The organism is Humiphilus diazotrophicus, from assembly GCF_059726315.1.
On sequence record NZ_AP040870.1, the window covers coordinates 4,565,993 to 4,592,315 of the forward strand.

Annotated in this window: 23 protein-coding genes; 12 read left to right on the top strand and 11 right to left on the bottom strand. The window is 50.4% G+C overall.

Annotated features, from left to right (window positions below):
• The first annotated feature begins 65 nt into the window (after window positions 1-65).
• The gene (locus AC6I7T_RS19255) at window positions 66-1,661 is read left to right on the top strand and encodes a sodium:solute symporter family protein (protein WP_497789119.1); all 1,596 of its coding nucleotides are present in this window, start codon (window positions 66-68) and stop codon (window positions 1,659-1,661) included.
• Window positions 1,662-1,672: 11 nt separating this feature from the next.
• A complete protein-coding gene (gene dapA / locus AC6I7T_RS19260) occupies window positions 1,673-2,593 on the top strand; it encodes a 4-hydroxy-tetrahydrodipicolinate synthase (RefSeq protein ID WP_497789120.1) in 921 nt (306 codons plus the stop codon).
• A 145-nt stretch (window positions 2,594-2,738) separates the two neighbouring features.
• Here the strand turns inward: dapA and AC6I7T_RS19265 are convergent, their stop codons facing one another.
• The 7 genes from AC6I7T_RS19265 to AC6I7T_RS19295 form a co-directional block, all read right to left on the bottom strand.
• Window positions 2,739-4,535 (bottom strand): IlvD/Edd family dehydratase, encoded by a 1,797-nt coding sequence (locus tag AC6I7T_RS19265; protein WP_497789122.1) that lies wholly within the window; start codon window positions 4,533-4,535, stop codon window positions 2,739-2,741.
• A 48-nt stretch (window positions 4,536-4,583) separates the two neighbouring features.
• Entirely contained in the window at window positions 4,584-5,342 is a 759-nt protein-coding gene (locus AC6I7T_RS19270) for an SDR family NAD(P)-dependent oxidoreductase (RefSeq protein WP_497789123.1), read from the bottom strand.
• Window positions 5,343-5,461: 119 nt separating this feature from the next.
• Window positions 5,462-6,346 carry an IclR family transcriptional regulator gene (locus tag AC6I7T_RS19275; RefSeq protein ID WP_497789124.1) on the bottom strand — a complete coding sequence of 295 codons (885 nt, stop codon included), beginning with the start codon at window positions 6,344-6,346 and terminating at the stop codon, window positions 5,462-5,464.
• Between the two features lie 234 nt (window positions 6,347-6,580).
• Entirely contained in the window at window positions 6,581-7,474 is an 894-nt protein-coding gene (locus AC6I7T_RS19280; RefSeq protein WP_497789126.1) for an SMP-30/gluconolactonase/LRE family protein, read from the bottom strand.
• 55 nt (window positions 7,475-7,529) lie between these two features.
• Window positions 7,530-8,483 (bottom strand): ribokinase, encoded by a 954-nt coding sequence (rbsK, locus tag AC6I7T_RS19285; RefSeq protein WP_497789127.1) that lies wholly within the window; start codon window positions 8,481-8,483, stop codon window positions 7,530-7,532.
• 286 nt (window positions 8,484-8,769) lie between these two features.
• A complete protein-coding gene (locus AC6I7T_RS19290) occupies window positions 8,770-9,852 on the bottom strand; it encodes a LacI family DNA-binding transcriptional regulator (protein WP_497789128.1) in 1,083 nt (360 codons plus the stop codon).
• Between the two features lie 212 nt (window positions 9,853-10,064).
• A complete protein-coding gene (locus AC6I7T_RS19295; RefSeq protein ID WP_497789129.1) occupies window positions 10,065-11,162 on the bottom strand; it encodes a pyridoxal phosphate-dependent aminotransferase in 1,098 nt (365 codons plus the stop codon).
• Between the two features lie 532 nt (window positions 11,163-11,694).
• On the opposite strand from AC6I7T_RS19295, the gene AC6I7T_RS19300 reads away from it, so the two are divergent.
• A complete protein-coding gene (locus AC6I7T_RS19300) occupies window positions 11,695-11,967 on the top strand; it encodes a four-helix bundle copper-binding protein (RefSeq protein WP_497794623.1) in 273 nt (90 codons plus the stop codon).
• 67 nt (window positions 11,968-12,034) lie between these two features.
• On the opposite strand, the gene AC6I7T_RS19305 is transcribed toward AC6I7T_RS19300, so the two are convergent.
• Window positions 12,035-12,313: a hypothetical protein gene (locus AC6I7T_RS19305; protein WP_497789130.1), complete on the bottom strand. Its 279-nt coding sequence runs from the start codon at window positions 12,311-12,313 to the stop codon at window positions 12,035-12,037.
• A 463-nt stretch (window positions 12,314-12,776) separates the two neighbouring features.
• On the opposite strand from AC6I7T_RS19305, the gene AC6I7T_RS19310 reads away from it, so the two are divergent.
• The 3 genes from AC6I7T_RS19310 to AC6I7T_RS19320 all read left to right on the top strand — a co-directional run bounded on the left by AC6I7T_RS19310 (window position 12,777) and on the right by AC6I7T_RS19320 (window position 14,266).
• A complete protein-coding gene (locus AC6I7T_RS19310; protein ID WP_497789131.1) occupies window positions 12,777-13,118 on the top strand; it encodes a hypothetical protein in 342 nt (113 codons plus the stop codon).
• 102 nt (window positions 13,119-13,220) lie between these two features.
• Window positions 13,221-13,739, top strand: coding sequence for a rhodanese-like domain-containing protein (locus tag AC6I7T_RS19315; protein WP_497789133.1), 519 nt, complete (start codon window positions 13,221-13,223; stop codon window positions 13,737-13,739).
• The gene (locus AC6I7T_RS19320; RefSeq protein ID WP_497789134.1) at window positions 13,736-14,266 is read left to right on the top strand and encodes a TlpA family protein disulfide reductase; all 531 of its coding nucleotides are present in this window, start codon (window positions 13,736-13,738) and stop codon (window positions 14,264-14,266) included. The genes AC6I7T_RS19315 and AC6I7T_RS19320 overlap by 4 nt, the downstream gene beginning before the upstream one ends.
• Window positions 14,267-14,335: 69 nt before the next feature.
• Here AC6I7T_RS19320 and AC6I7T_RS19325 read toward each other — a convergent pair whose 3' ends face one another.
• Window positions 14,336-16,603 carry a glycoside hydrolase family 95 protein gene (locus AC6I7T_RS19325; RefSeq protein ID WP_497789135.1) on the bottom strand — a complete coding sequence of 756 codons (2,268 nt, stop codon included), beginning with the start codon at window positions 16,601-16,603 and terminating at the stop codon, window positions 14,336-14,338.
• Window positions 16,604-16,750: 147 nt separating this feature from the next.
• Between AC6I7T_RS19325 and AC6I7T_RS19330 the strand changes: the two genes are divergently transcribed.
• Window positions 16,751-18,007, top strand: coding sequence for a YdcF family protein (locus AC6I7T_RS19330; RefSeq protein WP_497789136.1), 1,257 nt, complete (start codon window positions 16,751-16,753; stop codon window positions 18,005-18,007).
• Between the two features lie 80 nt (window positions 18,008-18,087).
• Window positions 18,088-18,567, top strand: coding sequence for a Fur family transcriptional regulator (locus AC6I7T_RS19335; RefSeq protein ID WP_497789137.1), 480 nt, complete (start codon window positions 18,088-18,090; stop codon window positions 18,565-18,567).
• Window positions 18,568-18,716: 149 nt separating this feature from the next.
• Here the strand turns inward: AC6I7T_RS19335 and AC6I7T_RS19340 are convergent, their stop codons facing one another.
• Window positions 18,717-22,298, bottom strand: a complete 3,582-nt coding sequence (locus tag AC6I7T_RS19340; RefSeq protein WP_497789138.1) for an outer membrane beta-barrel protein — start codon at window positions 22,296-22,298, stop codon at window positions 18,717-18,719.
• 300 nt (window positions 22,299-22,598) lie between these two features.
• On the opposite strand from AC6I7T_RS19340, the gene AC6I7T_RS19345 reads away from it, so the two are divergent.
• On the top strand, window positions 22,599-23,234 hold the full coding sequence (locus tag AC6I7T_RS19345; RefSeq protein ID WP_497789140.1) for a hypothetical protein: 636 nt from the start codon (window positions 22,599-22,601) through the stop codon (window positions 23,232-23,234).
• Between the two features lies 1 nt (window position 23,235).
• Window positions 23,236-23,532 carry a winged helix-turn-helix domain-containing protein gene (locus AC6I7T_RS19350; protein ID WP_497789141.1) on the top strand — a complete coding sequence of 99 codons (297 nt, stop codon included), beginning with the start codon at window positions 23,236-23,238 and terminating at the stop codon, window positions 23,530-23,532.
• A 136-nt stretch (window positions 23,533-23,668) separates the two neighbouring features.
• On the opposite strand, the gene AC6I7T_RS19355 is transcribed toward AC6I7T_RS19350, so the two are convergent.
• Entirely contained in the window at window positions 23,669-24,988 is a 1,320-nt protein-coding gene (locus AC6I7T_RS19355) for an Hsp70 family protein (protein ID WP_497789143.1), read from the bottom strand.
• A 227-nt stretch (window positions 24,989-25,215) separates the two neighbouring features.
• On the opposite strand from AC6I7T_RS19355, the gene AC6I7T_RS19360 reads away from it, so the two are divergent.
• Together AC6I7T_RS19360 and AC6I7T_RS19365 are read left to right on the top strand one after the other, a co-directional pair.
• Window positions 25,216-25,701, top strand: a complete 486-nt coding sequence (locus tag AC6I7T_RS19360; protein WP_497789144.1) for a helix-turn-helix domain-containing protein — start codon at window positions 25,216-25,218, stop codon at window positions 25,699-25,701.
• The gene (locus AC6I7T_RS19365) at window positions 25,698-26,312 is read left to right on the top strand and encodes an NfeD family membrane protein (RefSeq protein ID WP_497789145.1); all 615 of its coding nucleotides are present in this window, start codon (window positions 25,698-25,700) and stop codon (window positions 26,310-26,312) included. Before AC6I7T_RS19360 ends, AC6I7T_RS19365 begins: the two co-directional genes overlap by 4 nt.
• Window positions 26,313-26,323: the final 11 nt, after the last annotated feature.

The window sequence follows — 26,323 nt, forward strand, 5'->3', positions numbered from 1 at the left end:
CAATGTGAAAGTGGTACGTTCCGAAATCGGTATCTAGAGATACTTCGAGCGGCCATAGAATTCTCATGCTGATCAAGCTAAGTTTCGTTGACATTGCAATCATCTCTCTTTACTTTGTCGTTGTTCTGTCAATTGGGTATGTGCTCAAGAGCAGGATGAAGACTTCCTCTGCCTTTCTTCTCTCGGAGCGCTCGTTTTCTCACTGGATTACCGGCTTTGCTTTCATGTCGGCAAATCTGGGTGCCCTTGAAGTGATGGGGCATATCGCGAACGGCGCCAAATATGGCATGCGCACCAATCATTTCTACTGGGTTGGTGCCATTCCCGCAATGGTTTTCCTGGGTCTTTTCATGGTGCGTTATTACTACGCGAATGGCGTACGTAGCGTACCTGAGTATCTGCGTCTACGCTACGATCATCGGGCGCATCTCTTGAATGCTCTCAGCTTTGCCGTTGTGACCATACTCATGGCCGGCATTGACATGTTCGCTTTTGCGGTTATCTTTCGCAGCATGTTGGGATGGCCGTTTACTGCGAGCATTGCTTTGGCTGCGGGCGTTGTGCTGGTATTTGTCTCTCTAGGAGGCTTGTCTTCCTCAATTTACAACGAATTTCTGCAATTCTTTCTAATCGTTATTGGATTCCTGCCTCTTACCTTTTTAGGGCTTCGCCAACTGGGTGGCTGGAAAGCCCTTACTATGCAATTACCGGAGCAGTTTCTTCATACCTGGCATGGCATGGGAGCTGCGAACGATCCTCTCGGCGTTCCCTGGTGGGTGATGGTAGTCGGGATGGGAATGTGTTCCTCTCCTGCATATTGGTGTACCGATTTTCTCTTGGTGCAGAGAGCTATGGCCGCCAAGAACCTTTCCTCTGCACAGAAAACGCCCCTAGTCGCAGCAGTGCCCAAGATGCTCTTCCCGGCAATTGTAACGGTACAGGGAATGATTGCTCTGGCTCTCGCTCCTGGAATCGTGACGCAGAACTATAACCTGGCATTGCCTTTGTTGATGAGCCATTTCTATGGACATGGCATGCTGGGTTTAGGAATTACCGCTCTTCTAGCTAGCTTTATGTCAGGCATGGCCGGAAATATCACTGCCTTTAATACCGTCTGGACCTACGACATCTATCAGACCTATCTTGCGCCGAACAAGACGGATCGACACTATCTGGCTATGGGAAGAGGATCGACAATTGTAGGAACCGCGTTGGCATGCTTCTCCTCATACATTGTTCTCTACTTCAATAATCTGATGGATTACATGCAGTTGGTTGGAATTCTGTTCATTTCTCCGTTCTTTGTGGCGTTCTTCCTGGGTATGGTCTGGAAGCGACCTTCCGCAACAGCTGGATTTCTTGGAATGTTGGGCGGACTCTCAGGAGCGACTTTGGAATATGTGCTCTATCGCTTGGGCGTTCTGAAATTTGCTTCGCCTATGGCTTCGAATATGTGGACAGCGGTGTGGGGGCTTGTCGCAGGACTGTTGGTAATGATTCCTGCGACATTTCTTACCAAGGCGCCGCCTCCAGAGAAGCTCAAAGGTTTGGTTTACACGCCCACGCAAGAGAAGCAGACGGAGCCTTGGTATCGGACTCCGGCGTTCTACGCTGTTATTGTCCTGGTGGCCTTTGTGGCCCTCAACGTTATCTTTTTTTAGGAATCAGCTTTATGCAACTTGTAAAACCTCTCCGTGGTGTTATTACTGCGATGGTTACTCCGTTGAGAGAAACCAATGCGTTGGACCTTGCTGGAACCGAGCGACTGATCGAACATCTCATCGCTGGCGGAGTTCATGGGATCTTCCTTCTAGGGACAACAGGAGAAGCTCCAGCCCTGTCCTATGTGGTGCGCGAAGAGTTGATCCGCTTTGCCTGTAAGCAAGTTCGGGGAAGGGTGCCGGTTGTTGTCGGTGTCACGGATACTGCTTTCTTTGAAGCTGTAAAGCTGTCGCAAGTAGCAAAAGAAAGCGGGGCTCAGGCAGTAGTTACTGCATCGCCGTATTATTTTCATCTCAGTCAGGAAGAATTACTGCATTACTTCAAAGAGCTTGCCAATGCTGTACCGCTTCCTTTGCTTCTCTACAATGCTCCTTCCAATGCGCACCACACGATATCGGTAAGCACCGTATGCCGTGCTGCTGAAGTGAAAAATATTATCGGAATCAAAGATAGCGGTTTTCAGATGGGATACTTCCATGAGTTGTGCCATAAGCTGGCCTCGCGTCCGGACTTCAGTTTCCTTGTCGGACCCGAGGAGTTGATGGCCGAAGCTGTCATGCTTGGTGGACACGGGAGTATGGCCGCAGGCTCCAACGTCTTGCCTAGGCTCTTTGTCGACCTCTATGAGAGCGCGGCTAAAGGCGATGTTGTACAAACGCGTGAGCTGCATAAACGAGTTATGCGCTTTGGTACCTTCATCTATCGCTCTGCCGCATATAGCGCGAATCCTTTACGTGGCCTTAAGTGCGCGTTATCGTCGCTAGGTATTTGCGAGGAAACATTGACCATTCCCTTTCAACCCTATTCAGCAGCAGAAAGGCAATCGGTGCGGCAATATCTTCAAGAAGAGGGCGCAAGGATTAAGGGCTGAAAGTGAGAGATTTCAACCCTTTCGAGAATTTGAGAGCAGAGGATTTCTCGCACAGGAAGAAACACAAGCACGAAAGCATTGATGCCTTCCGTCGAAGGCTGCACCTCGCCACCTTTGGCGAATGTAATCCAACACGAGGAATGCTTTAGTGCGAATGCCTGGGCACAACCTTGCGGATATCGTGATAATCAGTTGCAAAGTCCAGACATGCTCCGGTTTGTAATTGCCCTACATGAGTACGATAGATCTGCTCCCATGGGGAATTGTTTTTGATCTCCGTGGGCCCAAGTTCTTTCCTCCTCTTCTCAATTTCTGTATCGCTGAGAAGCACATCTACCCTGCGCTGACGAAGGTCGACTTTGATCTCGTCTCCCGTTTTCAGAATGGCTAAGTTACCACCAATTGCGGCTTCAGGGGAGACGTTGAGTATGGAGGGGCTATCGGATGTTCCGCTTTGTCTGCCGTCGCCCATGCAGGGCAACATCGTGATTCCACGCTGAACCAGGTGTCCGGGAGGCGTCATGTTGACGACTTCGGCAGAGCCCGGATAGCCTACCGGTCCTGCTCCACGAACGACTAAGATGCATCTTTCATCGATCTTAAGTTCAGGATCTTCGATTCTCTTGCGATAGTCCTCCGGTGTGTCAAAAACGATGGCACGAACTATAAAGGAATCTTCCTTGCCGGGTGTTGAGAGATAACGTTGGCGGAAGCTTTCGCTAATCACTGAGGTTTTCACTAATGCGGATTCGAAGAGGTTTCCCGATACGACAAGAAGTCCCGCATTTTCTTTCATCGGATTGTCGTAACTACGGATTACCTTGGAATCCAAACTTCTTACCCCCTTACAGTTTTCGCCCACGGTGCGGCCGGAAACTGTGAGTGCATCCGTATGGATCTTATTGGCCTGTATTAGTTCTCCCATGACTGCTTGAACCCCACCTGCACGGTGGAATCCTTCACCAAGATACTCTCCGGAGGGCTGCACATTCAGGAGCAGGTGAATTGCATGTCCGACAGCTTCCCAGTCTTTAATGTCCAGTGCCACTCCCATGTGGCGGGCAATGGCAGTGATGTGTGGGGGACAATTTGTCGATCCACCGATTGCCGAGTTAACCACGATGGCATTCTCGAAGGCTTTGCGAGTCATGATCCGGCTCGGGGTAAGGTCCTCTCTTACCATTTCGACGATCCGGTAACCGGTCTTGTATGCCATGGTCGCGCGTTCGGCATAGGCTGCTGGAATGGTGCCGCAACCGGGTAGTGACATGCCAAGGGCTTCAGCCAGGGAGTTCATGGAAAGAGCCGTTCCCATGGTGTTGCAATGCCCTGCGCTGGGAATGCTTTCCATAACCCTATCGATCAATTCTTCCCCAGTAATCAGGCCTGCAGCTAATTTACGGCGAGCTTCCCACAAGGCCATTCCTGTACCTGCAAGCTTGCCATGTAGATAGCTGTCGAGCATGGGGCCGCCGGAGAGGACGATTGCAGGGAGATTGACGGTTGCTGCTGCCATCAGACATGCAGGTGTGGTCTTGTCGCATCCTGTGGTGAGGACGACGCCGTCGAAGGGATAGCCTGCCAACATCTCAACCAATCCGAGATAGGCAAGGTTGCGATCGAGTGCAGCTGTCGGTCTGCGGCATGTTTCCTGTAGGGGATGAACCGGAAACTCCATCGGTATGCCCCCCGCATCGCGGATGCCAGCCTTGATTCGTTCCGCAAGTGTGACGTGGATGCGGTTGCAGGGCACAACATCGCTGCCTGTCTGTGCTATGCCGATGATCGGCCTTGAGGATTGCAACTCCTGGCGAGTGATTCCGTAGTTGCTGAAATGTGCCACATAGACGGCTGTTTCTCCTGGTTCATTCCTTTCGTTGAACCAGATCTCGCTTCTTAACTTAGGCCGAGTACCTTCATCTTTGTTGTTTCCGTTGCTCATACCTGCCTGTGCCCTTCGTTGCTCAATATGTTTGCTCAGGTCTTCCAGTTATCCGTGAGCCAAGAGGCCGCCATCGACGGCTAACCATGTTCCCGTAATGTACGATGCATCGCCGGAAGATAGCATTCGAACTCCGCGTGCGATATCTTCTGGAGTCGCAAAGCGGTTCATTGGTATCTTGGCGAGTATTCGTTGTTCTTCTTCAGGATTACTATCGAAGTAATTGCGAAGGAGCTTCGTTGCCGTAGCTCCCGGAATCAGACAATTTACACGAATGCCGAACGGCGCAAGATCAACTGCGGCAGAGCGTGTGAAGGCAAGCAGCCCTCCCTTTGTAGTTGCGTATCCTGCATAGCCTGGATATGTGTTGAAGGCGTGCCCCGATGAGCAAATAACAATACTACCTTCCTTTTGTCGCCGCATATAGGAAGCTACTTCCTTGCAGCAGAAGAAAGTGCCAGTAAGATTAACGGATAACATGCGGTTCCAGTCATCTTCTGTAGTCTCTTCTAAAGGTTTGTTGATCTGTACCGCTGCATTTGCAAAAAGGATATCGATTCGGCCATATTTCTCGTAAACGCGGGCGACGCTTTGTTGGACATCGGACGCCTTACTGATGTCGGTCTTCAGGAATAATCCCTCGCCGCCTTCTTCTTGAACTTGCTGTAGGGTTTCCTGACCTGAGCTCTCATTCCAATCGAAGATGGCGACGCGGGAATGTTCTCGTCCAAATAGAAGAGCGGTAGCCTGACCTATGCCAGAGCCACCGCCGGTGACGATGATGACTTTGTTTTGAAACTCGCCCATTCAGAACCCTTTATCCTGCACATTCTGATCGGGTCCATTTTTGTGGCTGGGCAAAGGAATGTCAATATTATTCGGAAAGAATTCCGAATAATAAAAACATCCTCCTGAAGGGTATTGACTTACTTAGATTTCTTCTTTTGCTTAGACTCTTCTTCGTCTTCTGTGACCGGAGTTTTTTCCGGAACCCATCCCAGCGCAAAGGAAATCCTTCGTGCTGTTTCGCGCACTGCATTTTGCATGGGAACAGCTTGTGGAGTCATGCGGACACTTGGTCCGGAAAGGCTGATAGAAGCTAGAACATGTCCTTCGGCATCGAAAATTGCTGAACCAAAGCACTCCACGCCTTCTACATCTTCCTGGTTGTCATGGCTGATGCTGGTACGACGAACCTTGTTAAGGTCAGCTATAACCGCGTCCATGCTGGTGAGTGTTTTGGATGTCCGCTGTGGGAGCCCATGACGCAGAAAGATCTCATCAAGCGTCTCTTTGGGAAGGTAAGCAGCAATGGCTTTTCCCATCGATGTGCAGTGCAGATGGCCACGGTTCCCGATAGTCGCAGATACACGGTAGGGTTTGGGACTGTCGATTGCAAAGATATGAGCCACCATTCCATCGTCATAGACGCCGAGGTTGGCGGACTCTGCGAAAGTTAGCATTAGGGATTGCAAATAGGGCCGAGCTATCGAGATCAAACGCTGATAGGGAAGTGTGCTGTTGGCAAGATCGAAAAATCGTTCGCCCAGGGAGTAGAGGCCACTGCTCTCGTTTTGAATCAGGTACCCGCACTTCTCCAGCGAGTTCAGCAAACGGAAAGTTGTGCTCTTCGGCAGACCTGTTCTCTTTGTGATTTCGTCCAGAGAGAGGTCTCCATCGCGATATTTCGTGAAGGTCTCAAGAGTAGTAAAAAGCTTTTCGGCGACAGCGAGAAAGCTCTTGTCACGCCCCCCATTTGACTCTGTCGTTGCTTTTTTCTTTGCCGTTCGAAGGGGTCGTGACGTTTTCATAGTGCCTCTTTCTGGTTCCGATTGAATCGTGGCATCGCAATTTCGCGGAGGGAGTATGTATCCCTCATCTTATCAATGCGCTGCAGAGCAGACGCCGCTGGTTGCAGATTCTCCTGTGGCGTATTTTTACACCAAATTTCAAAAATCGGAATGTATTCCACCAAAATATGAGCGCTTTCCCGAAAAGGAGAAGTCGTCAGGCCGAGGTGGATGTACCCGGACAAATACTAAGAGCTACTGTCCAAAGACGCGGAATGGGTTTTCCTCTTGTCCTTTGATCCCGGTAGCAATGGCAAATAATCCTCCGGCGAGGCGCTCTGTAGAGGCTGCGCTGGTGATGTAAAGAGTTGTCAGATCCGCTCCCCCAAAGGTGCATGTTGTCGGCTTCTTAGCGGGAAGAGCGATTGTCCTCTCAACTGTGCCGTCCGGGGCCACTCTAACAATCAGTCCAGAATCCGGCCTGCAATTCCAGAGGTATCCTTCAGCATCTACGGTTGAGCCGTCCGGAAGGCCATGTTGATATTGATCCAGAAACCGTCTTTCTCCAGAGATACTTCCTGTTGCGTAGTCATAGTTGTAGCGGTAGATGACATTGGCCGGGCTATCTCCAAAGTAGAAATATTTCTTGTCAGGGCTCCAGGCCAGAGTATTTGAAATCCCAATTTGATGCTTCCATTCGGTAATTGTGCCGTCGGGATCAATCCGGTAGAGAACGCCGCAATCGTAGGGCACATCGCAGTCGGAACCATCCGGGTTTACGTTGTTTTTCATTGTCCCGATCCATAACGAACCTCGTGGGCAGGCACGTGCATCATTGCAACGCATGAGAGGAGCGTCTTTGAGTTGAAAGACGATCTTCTCCTTTTTGTTGGTTGAGGGCTTCCAGAGCGCGGCATGGGAGCCGAACACCACTGCCAGAGTATCGTCCCGATCTGTTTTGATCAGTGCAGTTGGAGGTTCGTCAAACAACCAGGTCTTGACGGATTGGTCCCGGGTGTCCAGACGATGGATCAGAAACCGGTTGATATCCGTCCAGTACAGTGCCTGTTCCTGTGCATGCCAAACGGCTCCTTCACCACATCGATCTCCTGCGGGGACAACGCAAATCGCCTCAAGCGTGCGAGTCATAGAGATACTCCTGAGATTGGTAACTGAGATAGATGCATAACAATCTGCCGATGATTCAGGGATGGAGGACTGTCTCCAGCTGTTCTCCGTGAATCCGTTCTCTCAACAGACCCTCAACCTCTTGCGCTGTCGGCATGGATGGCTGCGCCCCAAGCCGTGTTACCGAGAGGGCTGCTGCTGCGTTTGCATAAACTGCCGCATCGAGTGGAGATCTTCCACTCATGAGCCGGACGGCAAATGCTGCATTGAAGGAGTCTCCAGCTGCTGTCGTATCGACAGGGTCTACTTTGAAAGGCTCGATATGCGTTGGGGAACAGTCGCGCCCGGCTAGATAGACTCCGCGTTTCCCCATCTTGAGCACAACGTTACGGGCTCCCAGTCCAAGAAGCTTCTCGGCTGCTTCTTCAATTGAAATGTTATTAAGAGAAGATTGAATAAGAAGTTGCGTCTCCGTTTCATTCGGGGTAAGCCAAGAAACATATCGTAGTATCGACGAAGATAGCGGCTGTGCCGGGGCGGGGTCCAGGATGATTGGAATTCCTGCTTTCCCGGCAAGATTCGCAACAACTTCGATCGTTTCCAGGGGAATCTCCAACTGCATCAGGATCATTCCAGCGCTGGTAATAAGCTGCTCCTGCCGTCCGATCGCTTGCGGCGTAACGGTGCCATTTGCTCCGGGAACCACGAGGATAGAATTGTCACCGTTTTCGCTACGTGTAATTAAGGCGATGCCGGAAGGGCCCGGTACAGTGTCCACGGCGTGAATCTCAACTCCAGCATCATGCAAGCCCTCTCGCAGGCGGCGGCCGAAGGCATCGCTACCGACGTGTCCAAGCATAGAGACCGGCCATCCCAGTCTGGAGATGCCGACGGCCTGATTTGCTCCTTTGCCTCCGTAAAACTCCTGGAAGCTGGTACCCAGGATTGTCTCTCCCGGGGCAGGAATCCGTCTTGCATGGACAACCAGATCGAGATTGATGCTACCAACGACCAGGATGGGTTTCAGCATGTCATAACTCCAACTCTACTTAGGATTTCTCGACGGGAAAGGCAACAGCTGAGAATTTTCCGTAAGTACTTCTATTTCCGATGTGATGATTTGACGTAATCGAAACAGTTTTGTTGAGCTGATTTCCGGGCGTGTTGACAACATGAAGAATCAAGCGAAAATCTCCCATCAGGCACGAAGGCAGAAATCAACTGAAACCCTTACATGAAAGGTTTCAAAATACAGACGATGCTACCTTTCTTGTGGGGAGCTGTCAATGCATGCCGGTCTGAACTTTGAGGCCGGATTACCAGAATTTTACTTCTTGACCGGAGCGCTGGCGGATTCGCCTAACCGAATCACGGATTTCCAGCTTTGTTTCCAACACAATCCGTTGGTTAGTACGGGTAGTATCTCTGATTCTTTCCAGCAGACATTTGGCGGCTGTGGACCCCATCTGATATCCCGGCTGATGAACGGTACTGAGCGGCGGCGCTGTCAGGATGGAGAATTCCAGATCGTCGAATCCCAATAAGGAAATATCTTGCGGGCAGGTAAGTCCAGCTTCACGAATTGCCTGCAAGGCTCCAGCCGCCATCAGATCATTGGCGACGAAAACTGCGGTTGGTCGGGGTGAGAGCTCCAGCAGCTTTTTCATGCAGGCGAAACCGCTGCGATGTGTGAGTTCCCCTTCCTGAAGGTATTCCAGGGGAAGCATGATGTTGGCGCTCCGAACTGTCTGGCGAAAGCCCTCGGTACGTTCACGGACATTACTGAATTCGGAAGGGCCGCCAATCATCGCCAGCCTGCGATGTCCCATCTCAATCAGATAACGTGTTGCCTGAATGGCCCCGTCTTCGTTCGCCGTGATAACGGTGTCTCCCTCCCAGCCGAGGGGACAACGATCGGCAAAGACCAAGGGTGGATCATCCGTTCTAAGTTGTGCCAGCAAATTTGTTCCGGCTGAGGGAATCACAATAACACCCGCCGGCCGAAAGGTCCGGAGCTCGTTGAAATAGGCCGCTTCTTTCGATGCGTTATTGTCACTATTACAGAGCATAAGCCGGTAGGAGCCGGTATAAGCGACATCTTCAGCACCTCGCACAACTGCCGGGAAAAAAGGATTGGTGATGTCGGGAATGATCATACCGATCATGTCTGTCGTATTGCGGCGCAGACCACGGGCCATCTGACTCGGTTGATATTCCAGAAGACGGATTGCCTCGAGGACCCGCTTACGCAGAGAATCGCTTACAGCAACCTTCCCATTAATGACATGGGAGACCGTTCCAATCGAAACACCGGCAACCTTTGCGATATGTTGCATATTTACCGGCCGATTGGCGGGGGCTTTTATTTCTCTAGGCGATTTTCTCTTATTATTGGGCACGTCGTCTTCTCTATTGGCAGATCGGAAGCGTAATCGAAAATTTCAACTCTATGCTTCCTGACCTTACTGCCCAACAGGGTAACAGCTTTTGGCCGAATCGGAAATCATAGGAATCACTGGAGAAAGAAGAGCGGAAACAAGAAAAGGAGATAGGACTCTTTCGCTCCCATCTCCGTGAATTGCCTTCTGCCTGTAGTCGGTACGAATTTCTTCTACAGAATCGATAGTCGCTTGCATGCGTCCATGAGCGCATCGTCCTTTTTCGCGAAGCAGAACCTCAGCAGGGATTCTCCTCTTGAGTCGTGGAAGAAAGCGCTTCCTGCAACCGAAGCTACCCCTGTACGTGCCAGGAGATTCCTGGCCTTTTCTCTTGCTGTAGAGCCCTCGATCGTACTGGCATCCGCGAGGATATAGTAGGCTCCCGACGGGATACTGGGAGTAAGTCCAGCCTGTAGCAGCGCATCTACCAGTTGGTCGCGTTTGAGAGAAAACTCTGTTCGGAGTCCGGAGTAGAAGTCATCGGGGAGCTCCCTTAGTCCGGCGGCTGCGCCGTGTTGCAGTGCCGAGGGAGCGCAAACGTATGCCAAGTCATGAAAGTATCCGATCGATGGAAGCCAGCGATTGCTTGCCACCAGGTATCCAAGCCTCCATCCGGTAACGGAAAAGGTTTTTGAAAAGCCTGAGATCGTGATTGTTCTTTCGTTCATTCCGGGAAGGGTTGCGATGCTGATATGTTGCTTTCCATCGAAAAGAAAGTGCTCATAGATTTCATCCGTGAAGACGAAAAGATCGAATTCAATGGCGATTTCGGCCAATCTCTCCATCTCCTCCCGATTAAATACCTTTCCGCTTGGATTTGAAGGAGTATTGATTACAATTGCGCGGGTTCTGGATGTGATGGCAGCACGTAACTCTGCGAGATCTAAATCCCAGTCAGGTGCGGAAAGTGGGACGGGAACAGGAATCACTCGTTGCGAGAGTAGAGTACTCACGTGATAGCCATAGAAGGGTTCGAAAAGGATTACTTCGTCTCCAGGGTTGAGCAATGCCATGGCTGCTGCATGAAAAGCGCCGGTTGCTCCCGACGTTACCAGGATTTCCTGTTCAGGATCGGCTGTCAGGCCGTTATAGCTGGCTAGCTTTTCGGAGATTGCCTGACGAAGGATAGCAATGCCATCGAGACGTGTGTAAATATTCTGGCCTTCATGGATAGCACGGACTGCTGCGTTAGCAACTACCGGGGGAACTCCTGTGTCGCAGATGCCTTGAGCCAGATTTATGCCGCCGATCCGGTCACATTCCACGCTCATGGCGCGAATCTCAGATTGGAAAATTCTTGGGGAAATCTCGCTGAGAGCCAATCTTTGGGATTCTGTTCTGGTTCTTGTTGGCATCTGTTTTCCTTTCAGATCTGTAGAGAGATATAGGTGTTCCGGTTTTAGCAATTCGGTGTAGCTGTATCCGCGATCCCGAAGACCAAATGTGTTTCCCGCCAAAGAAGGAGTCCCCTGACCGATTCTTGATCGGACATCGTAACGCCGGAATTACTCTGACAGAAAATGCAGCGGCTACTTTCACCCTAATTGCAATCCTGTAATTCCGTCGAGCACGAGTTGCCCACCGCAGAGATTCCTCCTTGACATGTCTGTAACGAATTGGCTCCTGGTCCCTTCCCAGTCACTGGCGGAATGCCTTAAGCTTCTGTGCACGTGTTTTGCTCGACCCACATTCAGGACGAATCGAGGGCTATTTATGGAAAGCACGATGATGGAACGGAATCCTTCCATGCAACGGTGTATGGATGACTGTTCGATGTGCATGTCGATGTGCACCGAAATCATGATGATCTGCATGAAAAACGGCAAGATGAATGCCGAAATGATGAGTATGCTGGAGGACTGTATCGACATGTGTCAGACGGCAATGCGCTGCATGATGCGCATGTCTCCGCGCTGCAATACAGTCTGCAACCTGTGTGCCGAAATGTGCACCAACTGCGCCAATATGTGCGAGCAGATGGCAAGCGGAAACGACATGATGATGCGCTGCGCTGAAATGTGCAAACGCTGTGCCGAATCTTGCCGGATGATGAATAAGGCCAGCATGGCTGCCTGATTCTCCTGGAGAATTCCGATAGCGGGCGGGTCTTTCCCGCCCATGCTATCTGCTTCATTCCTGACATTTAAGAAAGCGTAGCGTGGTTTGAGGCTGTTGTTGTAAGTAGAAGAGCCTCCGATTGTGCCGCTTGCCGGGGGAGTCTGTCAGTTTTTCCACCCTCAAGGACTTCAAATGATCCTGAGACCCTGGCATTGCAGATGGGGCAATGGTCTTCTGGCGCATCGCTCACCTTTGCTCTCAGGCAGATTCCGCAGAAGATATCTCCATTTACCGGGGAATGCCAGCTCAGCCGGGTGGTGGCTCCGTTCTTGCTTGTCATCACGGGATATCGTTTGGATCCCATTTCTCCTCCTACTTTTGCCACCTTCCAATCGCAGGCAAAAAGAAGAGCCCACGACTGAATCGTGGGCTCTTCGAGAATCTCTTGTTCTTGCTAGAGGTATTTAACAAGACGAAACTCGACGCCCACGTGCAGAACAACACATGCACATCCAGGTCATCGAATTCCGGCGAGCTAATTTCATCTTTTCCAGGATACGGTCCCCATAGAGCAATTTGCAAATGCAAGATTCGCATCTGTGATACAGGATTTTGCTCGTCTTTTGCATAAACCATGAAGATACAGAGTGTTAGCTCCGGGCAGGAAATTCGGCCCAAAATGGATGTAAGGGAATGGTTCCAACAAGGGAAGGAAGAGGGTTTTCCTTAGCAAACATTCGTATAGAAAGATGTTGTTCTCTGCCAAACTACCTCAAAACCAAAGAATTTGATTTTGCAGTCTTGGCAAAGTGAAGGTGTGTTCTGCCGTGAATTTGCATTTGTTGCACTTGGACTACTTATCCTGTGTTTTAACTGTTGGTTCTACTATCCTGGTCGGACGGAAACGGATTACCGGATGGTGGATTGCGGCTCTCAATAGCGTTCTGATTTGTCTGATTGGCATTGGAACCAGACAATATGGTTTTATTCCCGCCAATCTCTTTTGTCTTGGGCTCTATGCCGTAAATATCCGCTCCTGGAAGCAAAATCTTGAAAGACAAGCTGCGGAGAAAAAGCTTCTCCAGTTTGCCGCTGAGATTCCGGAAACAGCGGGAAATCTTACGAGGCGCCTATTCCTGGTACCTTCCGTTCGTATGCCAGGCAGATAGCAATTAAGGTCCAGGGTGGTCTTTAAATTGGTGGCAATGCTGCTGAATATTTGTACTCAAGAATGCATCGCGTCTGTATCGCTTTGCATACAATGAGTACAAATGTTCGTCCGCGAGAATTTCATCCTTCGATCCTGCCTTTCTGTTCTCGGAAGCGCTTTTCTTGCCACATCACTTATGCTTGCCGTGCAAAAGGCCGAGGCGTCTGCGATTCCCCAAATGACCGCAGAGGCTGATAGCGATATTCCCCAAGAGGCCTTGATACACCCTCAGGCGCTCGTCCCGTTATTGCAGGAGTCAGCAAAGAAGCCTTTAATCCTGCAGGTTGGCTCGCATGTCCTCTTCGCTCAGGCGCATATTCCCGAATCGGAGTATGTTGGACCGTCCTCTCAACCTGCCGGAATTAAACAGCTTCACGATAGAGTCAACGAGCTGAAACGGGACCAGTTTATCGTGATCTATTGCGGCTGCTGCCCGTGGCAAAAGTGTCCGAATGTCAGACCCGCCTATAAAGAACTCAAAGCGATGGGATTTTCAAACGTAAAGGTTCTCTATATCGCAGATAACTTTGGTACGGACTGGGTAGGCAAGGGCTATCCGGTGGCTAAAGGGAGACAATGATTCGTAAGCATACTTTTTTCAGAAGCCTGCAATACGCGATCGCATTTATCGTTCTGCTTTGGGGGCCATTTGTGAAGGCCTCCGCAGATAACCATTCTGTTGCGCCTTTCAAAATTGCAGGGAAGGTAGCTCCTCCCTTCGTCCGAAACGACCTAAATGGGAAGAAAGTCGATTTGGCCGGATACAAAGGTCACGTTGTCCTGCTCAATTTCTGGGCGACCTGGTGTGCTCCATGCTTGAGCGAGATGCCGCGTTTTGTCGCTTGGCAGAAATCGTATAGTGCTCAAGGGTTGCAGGTCGTTGGAGTTTCCATGGACGATGACGTTGCTCCCGTGCGGAAGATGAATCAGAAGCTTCAACTCAACTATCCAGTGGTGATGGGGGATGAGAAGCTTGGAGATAGCTATGGAGGTGTATTGGGGCTTCCCATTACCTATCTGATTGATCGTCAGGGAAAGATTCGTTATCGGCATCAAGGCCTGACAGATTTGAAGCAGCTGGAAGGCGAAATGAAGTCACTCTTTTAGAAAACGACTCCTGAAGCTAAGAAAGCCCGGCACAAAGGACAAATTGTGCCGGGCTTTCATCTTTAACAGTTAGTTGCTGGTGTTATTCGCGAAATCCGGTCCTAACTTCAGGATCCCACTGGATGGAATCACGAAGTCCTTTGTCGTATTTCCATAAACGATTTTCCCGTGTTGTTCCTTGGGGCCGCGAATTGCTGCGGAGGTGAGCTTTCCATCTTTCCATGAGATGTTCACCTGATAGTTTCCCCGGGCTCTTAGGCCTGTTACTTTTCCGTTTTGCCACGCATGGGGAAGTGCCGGTAACAGTTGGAGAGCTCCGGCCTGACTTTGCATCAGCATCTCGGCAATTCCAGCGGTAAAGCCGAAATTGCCGTCAATTTGCATCGGAGGATGTAAGCCAAAGAGGTTGGGTGTGCTATTCCGATCTGCGAAGAACTCCATGATCTGCTCGTGAGCGGTTTCGGAATCCTGCAGTCGGGCCCAAAGCGCACTACGCCATGCGAAAGACCATTCCCGCACATCTCCTGTGTTTCCTCTTGCAATCAGGGTCTTTTTTGCAGCTGCAGCTAGATCCGGCGTCTGCAAAATGCTGAACTGCCTGCCGGGATAGAGTCCGAAAAGCTGCGAAGTATGGCGGTGATGATCGTTCGGTGTGTCGAGAACTGGATCATGTAATTCGGTCATCCATTCAAGCAGTTGTCCCCAGCTACCAACACCGGGAGTGACAAGCCTGGAGCGCATGGTGGCGATTTTGTCTCTATAGCTTTTGTCGATTCCAAGTATGTCGGCGGCTTCAATGTAGTTCGTAAAAAGATCCCATACGATCTCCTGGGAATAGCTCACTCCATCTTGAACCGGTCCGTGCTCTGGAGACCATGCATCAGGTACAACGAGGCGTCCGTCAGGAAGAGCTTTCAGGTGATCTTCCCAGAATTCCGTGACTTCTTTCAGGTAAGGATAAGCTTCTTCACGGAGATATTTCTTGTCCTGCCCGAAGGCATAGTGCTCCCAGAAATGCTGGGCGTACCAGGCATTTGCTGTGCGGTCCCATTTCCATCCCATTCCTCCCATGATGTTGTGCGAGGTACGGATGGCAAATCCACGTCGGCTCTTTTCTCCCGAAGGAGTCAGCAATTCTTTCGATCCCGCTGTCGTACGGCGCCAGGATGGCAGTTGGCTGCGAACCAATTCGAAAAAGGGCAACTGGCATTCGGAAAGATTTGCCACTTCAGCAGGCCAGTAGTTCATCTCGATATTGATATTCGAGTGATAATCGCTGTGCCATGCCGGAGTGTTTGTGTCGTTCCATAGTCCCTGCAAATTGGCGGGCAAGCCTCCAGGACGAGAGCTTGAGATGAGCAGATAGCGCCCGTACTGAAAGAGCAGCGCTTCAAGCTCCGGGTCAGGAGTTTCATGTGCCCGCTGCTTGCGAATATCTGTCGGTAGTTGGCGCTGTGCTTCCGTCGATGGACCCAAGTCGATTGAGACTCGATTGAAGAGGGTCTGGTAATCCGCAATGTGTTCCGCTTTTAGCTCTGCATAGGTTTTTGCTGCTGTAGCCTGCAGCTTTGCCGTAAGCCGGGGATGAGGATCCACGCCACGGTAATGAGAGTCAAAATCCATTGCATAGTCGGTTCCGGCCATCACCAGAAGTGTGATGCTGTCACACTTCTGGCAGCTGAGCTTGTCGCCTTCGGCTAGGAGTTGGCCTCCTTTATGCAGAACAGTGATCTGTGTTTCGTATTTGAGATCGTTGGCTAAGGCGCCTTTTGCAATCAACTGGTCCTTGGTTGCTGTCACTGTTGCATTATGCGCATCGGCGAATTGGATTGCTCCGCTGTAGCTTCCGGCCTTGCTGGCGGTGAAGTGGAGAATTAGCACTCCGGCAGGATGACTGGCGAATGCTTCTCGCTGATAACTTACCTGGCCGACTTGGTAGCTGACCTTTGCGACTGCATTACTGAGGTCCAGCTCACGCCTATAGTTCGTTATCGATTCGTGTCCGGGAAGCTGGATTTGCAGAGTCCCCAGCATCTGGAAAGCTCCCATGGTGGCGTCTTCCCCCGAAGGGTTCTCGTCGCCAGTCCATAAGCTATCTTCGCTAAGGATGACTTGCTCTTTCTCCGGAGTTCCAAAGAGCAGCCCTCCGATACGGCCATTCCCAATCGGCAAAGCCTCATTAAGACCATTTTTTGCCGGTGCCTGATACCAGGTTTTGAGCATTCCCTTGGAGGTGTGAGCATCGTCGGCAAAAGACGAAAGGCAGCCTAACAGAAGCAGTAAAGGGACAAAATAGACAGAGGTCCTGGGCCGTTGTAACGAGAGTCTGACAGACACGTGGATCGATCCCTCATTTCGAATAATTACAAAGCCTAGCATTAATAAAAGTAAAAAAGATGTGACTGTCGGGTTTTCTCCGGATATGAAGTGCGTGAGATTGGTTTACTGTCAGAGCAGGTCAACTTGGGGAGAATGAACGGATTCATGTTCAGGCTATGTCTGCTTCTTGTTCTGTCGGTCGTTCCTGCTTTTTCACAAACATCGTCGGTAATCGAACCCCTTCGACGGCCACTTCCCATGCTGAATCCTCTCGCGGAGAAGGATTTTTATCTTTTAGCGGCGCTACAGAAGGATTCCAGAGTCCGCTCTGTATTGGATTCCGATCCAGTATTGTCAAAGCTCGATGCCGATAGTCTCAAGACACTCGATAAGGCAATTCAGAGTTGCGGAGAAGATGCCGTTTGCCACATAGCTCCTTTGCTGTGGTCTGAAGAGGAGATCAAAGTAGTCCGGGAAGAGCTGGCGATGCTTTATCGCAAGAACGATTCCGTTCACTCTCTTGTGGACCGACAACTCTGTGAAAGTGGCGTCTTTGAGCTCTATCGCAATAAAGCTGGAGATGAATTGCTCGGACAGGCATGGGCTGACGAGGTGCATGCGATGAATCATGTTCTCGAGGTATATGGAGAAGGGCATCCTCCTCTCTATGGCCGGATAGACAGCATCTCTTTTGATCCGCACTCGAAGGAGTTTGGCGGACAAGTTCACTCGGCCGCAGTGCGCGTTCGCCAGCAAATCAAGAAAAACGATCTGTTCTTTGCTCCATCCTTGCAGATGGCCTTGGCCGTTCTGGAGCTGAATCATCGGGATGAGGCAGCGCGATTCGAGCCTATGGAAAAGGGTGAGAATGCGGCTGCGTATGCTGCAGCTGTCAAAATTGACTGGTCGAAATATCCCTATACTGCTATTGTCATTCCTGGCTCTGGGCCAGGAGATCCGAATACTGCCCTTTCTCCTCAAGGCAAGAAGCGTGTCGATCTGGCCGTTCAGCGTTTTCGGGAGGGGAAGGCTCCTTTCTTACTCGTTTCCGGCGGTTACGTGCATCCTTCGCAAACCCGGTTTTGCGAAGCGATAGAGATGAAGCGTTATCTGGTGGAGCAATTGGGTATCCCTGCCAGTGTGATTTTGATTGAGCCACATGCCCGGCATACCACCACCAATTTGAGGAATGCCGTCAGGATTCTCTATCGGTACTCCATGCCCTTTGACAAACCGATGTTGGTGACCACGGACGAAGCGCAGAGTCGCTATATTACTAATTCGGCATTCGACGAGCGGTGCAAGAAAGAGATGGGATTGTTGCCCTATCTTTCGGTAAAGCGGATTTCTCCTGAGGACGTGGAAATGCTGCCCAACATCCAGTCTTTGCATCTTTATTCGATCGATCCGCTCGATCCGTAACTCGATGGAAGTATTATTCCTAATGACAGATCCGGGCAGGTTCGGATGTTTGGGAATCGGATTTGTGGGGATAAGGGAAGATGGCTGGAAAGCGTGTAGATGATCGGTCCCGGCTCTCGAAGGAAATGGTCGAGGATGCCGAGACGATCTTTAGCGGATATCTGAAGAAGATCGGGCTGAAGCAAACAGCACAGCGCAATACGATTTTGCGCATTTTTCTAGAAACTAGAGAACACCTGTCAGTCGATGGACTGTATCAGTTGGTTAAAAAGCGCGACAGGAAGATAGGGTTTACCACGGTATATCGGACTCTGAAACTTTTCAGCGAGTCGGGACTAGCCTCTGTGGTCGATTTTCATGACGGTACTGCTCGATATGAACATCAGTACAATCGTCGCAGTCACCATCACATGATCTGCATTAAATGTGGTGAGTCCGTTGAGTTTTCCTTGCCGGAGATCGAAGAGCTGGAAAAGAAAATAGGAAGGCGTTACAAGTACAAAACTACGGCACATACCTTTCAGATTCAGGGCCTGTGTCCCAAATGCAAGGATAAGTAATCGTGGTACGCGCGCCAGGGAAATGAGGCAACACTTCCGGCTGGCGACATCGGTAACAATTCGTTTGAAATTGGAAAGGCCATGCGGAAGAGAGCATGGCCTTTTTTAAAGGCAAGCAGGAGCACCCACAGCTTGGTGCACTACCGCCGTTAGAATTTGAACTTAGCAGCAATTTGCATCTGGCGTGGAGCATTGGCATTCACAATCTTTCCGAAGTTGGTGCTATCCGGATTTCCATTTACCGCTTCCGGTCCGAAGAATTGCGCATGATTGAAGGTGTTGAAAGATTCCAACCTTAGCTCCAGTGTTTTCGATTCCGTCAGATTGATCTGCTTTTGCAGCGCCATATCGAAGTTCTCCAATCCAGGTCCGTAGAAGAAGCGACGGCGGGCGGTTCCGATATGTCCGTACTCGCTGCTGGATTGTGGAATAGAGAACAGGGAAGTATTGAACGCGTACCTGCTACTCCGAGGATTCCGATTTAGCTTTAGATCTCCCGGTGTGTAGTCAGGGGTATCAACTCCATTGTTGTTGATGCCATTCGGAATTGAGCCCAGGAGCGAAGTATCGTCGTTGTTATAGAGCGTGACCGGCATTCCGGTTGTAAAGCGGGTGATCCCGGACAACTCCCAACCGGATACCCAGGCATTGTTCGAATGTGCCAGCAACTGTAATGGAAGGTGGTAGTCGTAACTCACCACCATGTTGTGGCGGACATCGAAAGCTGAAATAGACCTGCTCCAGGCAGGGTTGATTGGGTTTACTTCTTCCGAAAGGCTTGAAGAATTGTCGAGAGACTTGCTGAAGGTATAAGCGGCCAGAAGCTCCAGATTGCTGCTGCTCCGGCGCAAGCTGAATTCAAATGCGTTGTAGTTTGAACTGCCCATCGTCTTCTGATAAGTAATGCCGTCGAAAGATGAGCTGAACGGCCCACGCACCTGAACTACCGATCCATCCTTCTTATAAAACAAGCCGCCTTCACTGAATGGGCCGCAGGTTGCGGTACCTGCTTCCACTTCGTCCGTAGTGCTCACGCTCTTGCAGCGTTCGGAATTACCCGGCGAGGCCGGAGTGAGGACAAGCAGATGATGCGATTGTGCCCCAACATATGCGAGCTTCAGGAAGGTATTTGAGGCCAGCTCACGCTCAATGGAAACACTATAGCTTTCGGTGTAAGGTGAGCTGTTCTTGTAGTAAAAGGCCGGATCGCCGGTGATGGGGTTATATTTCGACCAATCGACAGAGCTGTTCGGTGTCTTCCTGGAGGCGCCATAGACCGGGATTGGAGAAGGAAAGGGTTGGCCGTTGCTTTTTCCTGTGCTTGCCGAAACAAAAGGCTCTTCGAAGAGCGGGCGTCCCCCTGTGCTGTCATAGTCGTAGCCATAAGGCGGGCAGGCGCTCATGATTCCTGCAGATAATCCTTCAAAGGCAGTGTGAAAGATACCGAAAGAGCCGCGAATGCTGCTCTTGCCCTGGCCCCCAAAAAGAAGTTTTAGGAAGCGGTTCTCTGTAGCGGGAGAATAGGCGATACCAACTCGCGGTGAGAAGTTATTCCATTTTGTCGAAGCAAGAGTGCGCGGTATTCCTTTATCTCCGGGGAAGACAATACCCTCTGGGGCATTAGGGTAAACCTCCGACTGCTGACCAAGCACAAAAGTTTGAATCTGATTGTATTTCTCATGCCAGGGAGGAAGAACTTCCCAGCGGATTCCGTAGTTCAGCGTCAGATTGCGAAGCGCTTGCCAGCTGTTCTGTGCATAGAGTCCGATGTATTTATTACGGAGATAGAAGGGATTCGCATCGCCCTGTTCATAATTGCTTGCCGTTCCGATGAGGTAGTCGGCAAAATCAAGACCTGTCTCTGTTCCCTGGAAAACGAAGGCTCCGTTATTAATTGAATTGGAATCGATGTTGACCTGATCGAGATGGAAATCGGCACCAAACTTGAATGTATTCTTTCCTACTACCTTAGAGAAGTTATCCGTCAGCTGATAGGTGTTGTTGACCTGCCGCTCTCCTGTAACGTCAACGCCGATCGTGAAATCGTTGAAAGAGACGTTTTCAACTCCCTCTGCAGCCGGGTTGAGCGGAACAATGCCGAGAGTTCCTTCTCCTGAGACAAATCCTTGTTCTGCGAGAGAGGTTCCTAGTCCACCGATAGGCTGGCCAATTTTATTGGCATTGCGAATGTAACTGAAATGTAGCTCATTTACGGTTCCGGTGCCCCATGGCTTTGTCCAGCCCAGATTAATGAGTTGGGCCCGGCCGGTAGAAAGAGCGTTGAAGCCTGGGACGTTGGCGCCTCCTTGCGAGGTCGGGTAGGGATTGTCAAGCCTGTATCCGTCCCTGAAATAGTAGGCCGAAAAGGCCCCCAGGTGAGTGTTCCAGTCGAGACGCAGTGCAGCCTTGTTATTTCCCAGGATTTGATTCTGTGTTGAGGTTGAGAAGGTGTTACTACCCACATTAGGGGTTGGTATGTACTTCATCAATGCCTTGGCCGGAGCAGACCATGCTGTTGTAGGAATTTTGCCGCCGGGGAAGACGCATTCCTTCGTGTTTGAGCAAGTGGCAGTGTAATACGGTTCGCCAACTCTGACACTTTGCTGTAGCCGGCTCGATAGCAGATTCGCAAGATATGGACCGCTAACAGTTCCTGTCAACTGACTTGCCACCTCGGAAAAGTCTCCTTCACGATTTTGCAGAGAAGGGACCGAGATATGACCCGTTTCCACTCCCTGCGTCATGTTGGTTCCCTGGTAGTCGGCAAAGAAGAATATCTTGTTCTTGAGTGCAGGGCCTCCGATCGTGCCCCCATATTGGCGCCGGTCGTATTTGGCTCGTTCGCTTGCCAGGTAATTGCGAGAGTCGAGATGTGTGTCGCGGAAGAAACCAAAGGCACTGCCGTGAAGGTTATTGGTTCCTGTTTTCGTTACAACTAATACCTGGCCTCCGCTGAAGTTGCCATATTCTGCGTCGAAACTGCTTGTAAGTACTCGGAATTCTGCAATCGAGTCGAGATTGGGCACTACGCTGGCGGTGTTGTTGAAAGCTTCTTCTACGGAGCTGCCATTTACAAAGAAACCATTGGAAGTCTCTCTCTGCCCGCTGACGGACATGTTCCCGGGGTTCAGATCTCCGGAAGGCGGAGTGCTTGTGCAGCCTGACATAACCACGGCATTTGATTGCGCTGAACTGGCGGGAACGACTCCTGTTTGCAACGCGAGCAGATCGGTATAGCTCCTTCCATTCAAAGGAACTGTAGTCATCTTCTTTTGGGAAATAGCTTCGCCGACTTGCGTATTGGAGGTGTCGATTTGCGTGGTGTCGAGAGTGACCATTACCTCCTCGGATTTGGATTCCACCTGAAGAGTGATATCCACACGCAAAGAAGCCGTGGGTCCCAATTCAAGGCCACTGCGAAGATAGCTGTGAAAGCCGCTCGACGTGACTTCAATCTGATAGTGGCCTGCCGGAGCGAGAAATTCATACCATCCCTGGTTGTCACTGGAAATCGATTGCTTGCTTCCCGTATCGAGATTTTGAATAACGACTTTGGACTGGGGAAGAGCCGCTCCCGAAGGGTCGGTAACAACTCCTGAAAACTTCAGAACATCACCCGCCAGCGCATCTCCCGAGATACACAAAAATGCGAAGAGTAATGCAATTCTGAATAGATTGAGACGGGTGCAAGTCAGCCTCTTTCCCAGATGCCGCCAAAGGTCGTTTTTCATTCCTTGATTCCTGTCTGGCCTTTGCAACACATAAGCCCGGTTGGCCAAGCTCGAGCTTGTCGAAAATGAAATTGCAATTCTGTTTCAAGTAGACCGCAAACGTGGACTGTTTTTAGTGATAAAGGTCACTCGGTTTTGTGATTTTCTTGTGGATATCCGACTATTTGCAGCTGAGCATAGGGTTACGCCTACCCTCAAAAAAAAGAAAAGAAAGCTGAAGGATTTACTTGACAGGAAGTGGGGAGAGGGAAAGAATTATGCAAACTAGTTTGTATTGCAAACCAAATAAAAGAGGTAGGCATGCAAAATACATGTTCTTTCAGTGGAGTCAATGATCCCGATGTGGTAGCAAAGCGTTTGTTGCAGAGAGCCCATAATCAGGATGGAATTCCGGAGCTGGCTATAGGCGTATACCTGCTTTTGAGTTCAGGGCTCATTTATGCTCAGGATGTTCTTCCTAAGAAGTCTATGGGATTCAAGTTATCTGTTTATTCCTTTGCTCTTTTACTACCTATTGTGGGCTTCAGTATGCGAGGAGCTATCGGCTGGATGAGAAGAAGGTATTTGATCGAGAGGTTCGGTTATGTGCAACATTCTCTCCTAAAGCGAAAGCAGATCGTTATCGGTGTTTTGGCGGCAATCTTGGTTGCCTTGCTTTTATTGGTAGCGATCCCGCACGTCACACATCAGGATCAGTGGTTGTTGATTGGTTCGGGGTTATTGGGCGGGGCAATTATGGCTTTGAGTGGCCGATTACCGCGATTCCTCATCGGTGGTGTTTGTATGAGTCTCCTAGCTCTAGCTCTTTGTCTTCTGGGCGTTCCTGCTTCAAAGGGATTTGTAATTCTATTTGTCATTATGGGTTGTCTCAATGTGACTTCTGGAAGCGTAGTGCTCTTTCGCTTTATGCACCAACCAATCGGTAATGGCGAGTGACATGAATCCAGCAATCCAACAACTAGGCGAAATTGATCGCGTCATTCACGAGCCTGCAAGGCTAATGATTGTTGCATTACTGGCAGCTGTGAAGGAAGCTGACTTTCAGTATCTTCACCAATCGACTCAGCTCACGAAGGGTAACCTTTCGGTTCATCTCTCGAAACTGGAAGAGGTTGGATACATCACAATTCAGAAGACCTTTCGGGGAAAATATCCGCTTACCATTTGCCGACTTACGAGTAAGGGACGGGAGGTTCTCGACGCCTATCGAAAGATCATCAAAGCTGTCCTGTGAACTTTATGTACGGTACCAGAGATACAGCAAGAGTGGGTGCTCCGGGAGTCGAGACGTCGTAGTTGCTCCATGTAAGCTTTCTGGCCTCCCACTCCTGATGATGACAATCTTGTTGCCAAAGATGAAGCAGCGAGAACTACCGGGACTTGGGTTTCAATCCTTCAGCCGCGCGTAGAGTCAGGCCGCGAGCAACGGAGGTAAATTCGTTGCCGGTTCGAACGCGGTCTTTTCCAAAGCGATCTTCGAAGATCTTGCGAACAGAAGGCACCAGTGAAGAACCTCCGGTGAGAAAGACTCGGTCCACTTTCTTCTTTTGCACGCTGTTTTTTTCTAACAAAGAATCGACACAGTTCTCAATGGCTGAAAGTTCATCGGTAATCCAGGTTTCAAAATCCGCGCGGGTCACTGGAGCTTCAATATTCAAGCCGCCTTGCTTGAAACGGAAAGTAGCTTCTTTCGAGGAGGAAAGTTTGCATTTTACCTTCTGTACAGCTTGATGCAACTGATATCCCAGGTCTTCCTCAATCAGAAAGATAAGAGCTTCGATAGCATCCGGGTCGCTTGCCTGCTTCATCGTGCGCTTCAGGCTGTCGAGGAGATTGCGGCTCTGAAGAAATGAGAGATGGTGCCAGTGCTCCAGTCGTGTAAAGATCCAATTCGGCACCGCTGGCAGATGCTTTTTCATCGAATAAACGGTTGAGTCGGCCCCTAGTCTTGGAGAGACCAGTTTACGAACGATCTTTGCGTCGAAGGCATCTCCGGCAATGCCGACCCCTCCATTTCCTAAAAGATCTTCCGGTTTGCGACCTCGTTTGCGAACGCCCGGACCAACGTGGAGAAGTGAGAAGTCGCTGGTGCCGCCTCCGAAGTCTCCGATCAAGATCAACTCATCATGTGAGAGCGTTGATTCGTAGTAGTAGGCTGCTGCAACCGGCTCCATCTCAAACTCAACCGATTCAAACCCAGCCCTCAGTAACGAATCACGCAGCCGGGAGAGAGCATATTCATTGTCCTTTTCGTTTTCTGCGCCGACGAAGTTGACCGGTCTGCCGATCATTGCATGTTGAACGGGAGCGTCTAGACGCTTCTCCGCATGCAATCGCAAATCCGCCAGGATGCGGGAGACCAGATCTTCGAAGGCATAGGCTCTGCCGAATACCTCGGTACTCTTGAGGTCGCGGTTTGGCAGATAGGATTTGAGCGACTGCATGAGCCGTCCTTTATTTTCCGCGTTTAGGTAGTTCTCGATTGCTTCAGGTCCCGTCCACGACTTGAGCTGGTTTCTGCCTTGAGCCTTATGCTGCTCCAGATATAAGACAGAGCGATAGGACTCTGTCGAACCGGTAGCGGTGGGGAAGGAAATGAGCTCTACTTCCGAGCCTTTCGTTGCAAATCCTACAGAACTGTTTGTTGTGCCGAAGTCGATTCCTACGGCTGCACGATTCATCTTTGGCATTTCTTTCCATCTTATCGCCTTACAGCTTCGGCGAGGCAGGATGGCGTGTTCTGCTATATCACAGAAAACAATGCGATTACCATTCGTATGTTTATTGTTCGATTTTCTTTGACTTCTATTGCAAATCGCAATATAAATATTGCGATTTGCAATAAGACATGAATCTAGGCGACAAAATTCGATATTTACGTGAGGTTGAAGGTAGTCTCAGAGGCTTGGGACGGGCCATGACGCAGCAGGAACTTGTGAAGGCGATTCGTTCAGAGACAAAGGAAAGTCTGAGCCAGTCGTACCTGTCGCAGATAGAAAGCGGCGCCAGACCTCATCTGACCAACAAAACACGCCAGTTGTTGGCAAAGTTCTTCAAGGTCCATCCCGGTTATCTCGTGGACGACCCTGAGGGCTATCATCCGGAGCTCTTGAGCGACGTGCGGGCCGCAGAAGACAAGCTGGATCTATGGCTGGTCAGTGGTGCGGAGCGTTTTCGCAAGGACCCGGAGCTGAAGCATGCTTTGCTCACGGTGGCTCAGCACGAGGATTCACGCCGTTGTCTGCTGTTGCTTGACGCGATCATTCAGACTCCTGGATTGGTGAATCGTCTTCTGGAGGTCTTGCGATCAGAACCGGCAAGTGCAGACACCGTGACTACACAAGCTTCGGGAAACGGATTTAGTCGAACCAGGAAACCTGCGAGAAAGGACGACAGGGTATGACATGGGAGGGTTTCTACCTGATCTGTTTTGGCGTTGGCCTTGTTCTTAGTGTTTTGGCCTTTGTCACCGGGCTTGGTCATTTGCATATCGGTGGCCACCTTCCGATGCATCATGGATTCTCCCTGCAGCATGGGGTTGGAGGCCATTGCGCGCACGGAACATCGCCGGCAGAGGCCATGTCTCCATGGAACGGCTTTACGCTTATGGCGTTTCTCTGCTGGTTTGGTGGCGCCGGTTATTTGCTGACGAAGTATGGAAGCTTTCTGGTTTCGGTAGTTCTTTTACTGGCGATGCTGAGTGGTTTTATCGGCGGAGCCTTGATCTTTCTCTTCATGGCGAAAGTAATTGCTCCGCATGAGCGCGAGCTGACCGCCGAAGATACGGCAATGCCTGGAGCAGTTGGTAGAGTCAGTGCCGCTATCCGTCCGCAAGGAGTTGGAGAGATTGTATTCACCCAGTTGGGTGCGTTGTGCTCAGCCCCTGCACGTGCAGATGACGGGGGTGCGATTGAAAAAGATGCAGAGGTCTATGTTCTCCGCTACGAAGGCGGGATTGCGTATGTGAGGCGATGGGAAGACCTCCCCATCATAGACGTGGAACAAAAACTATAAAGCTGTAGTGT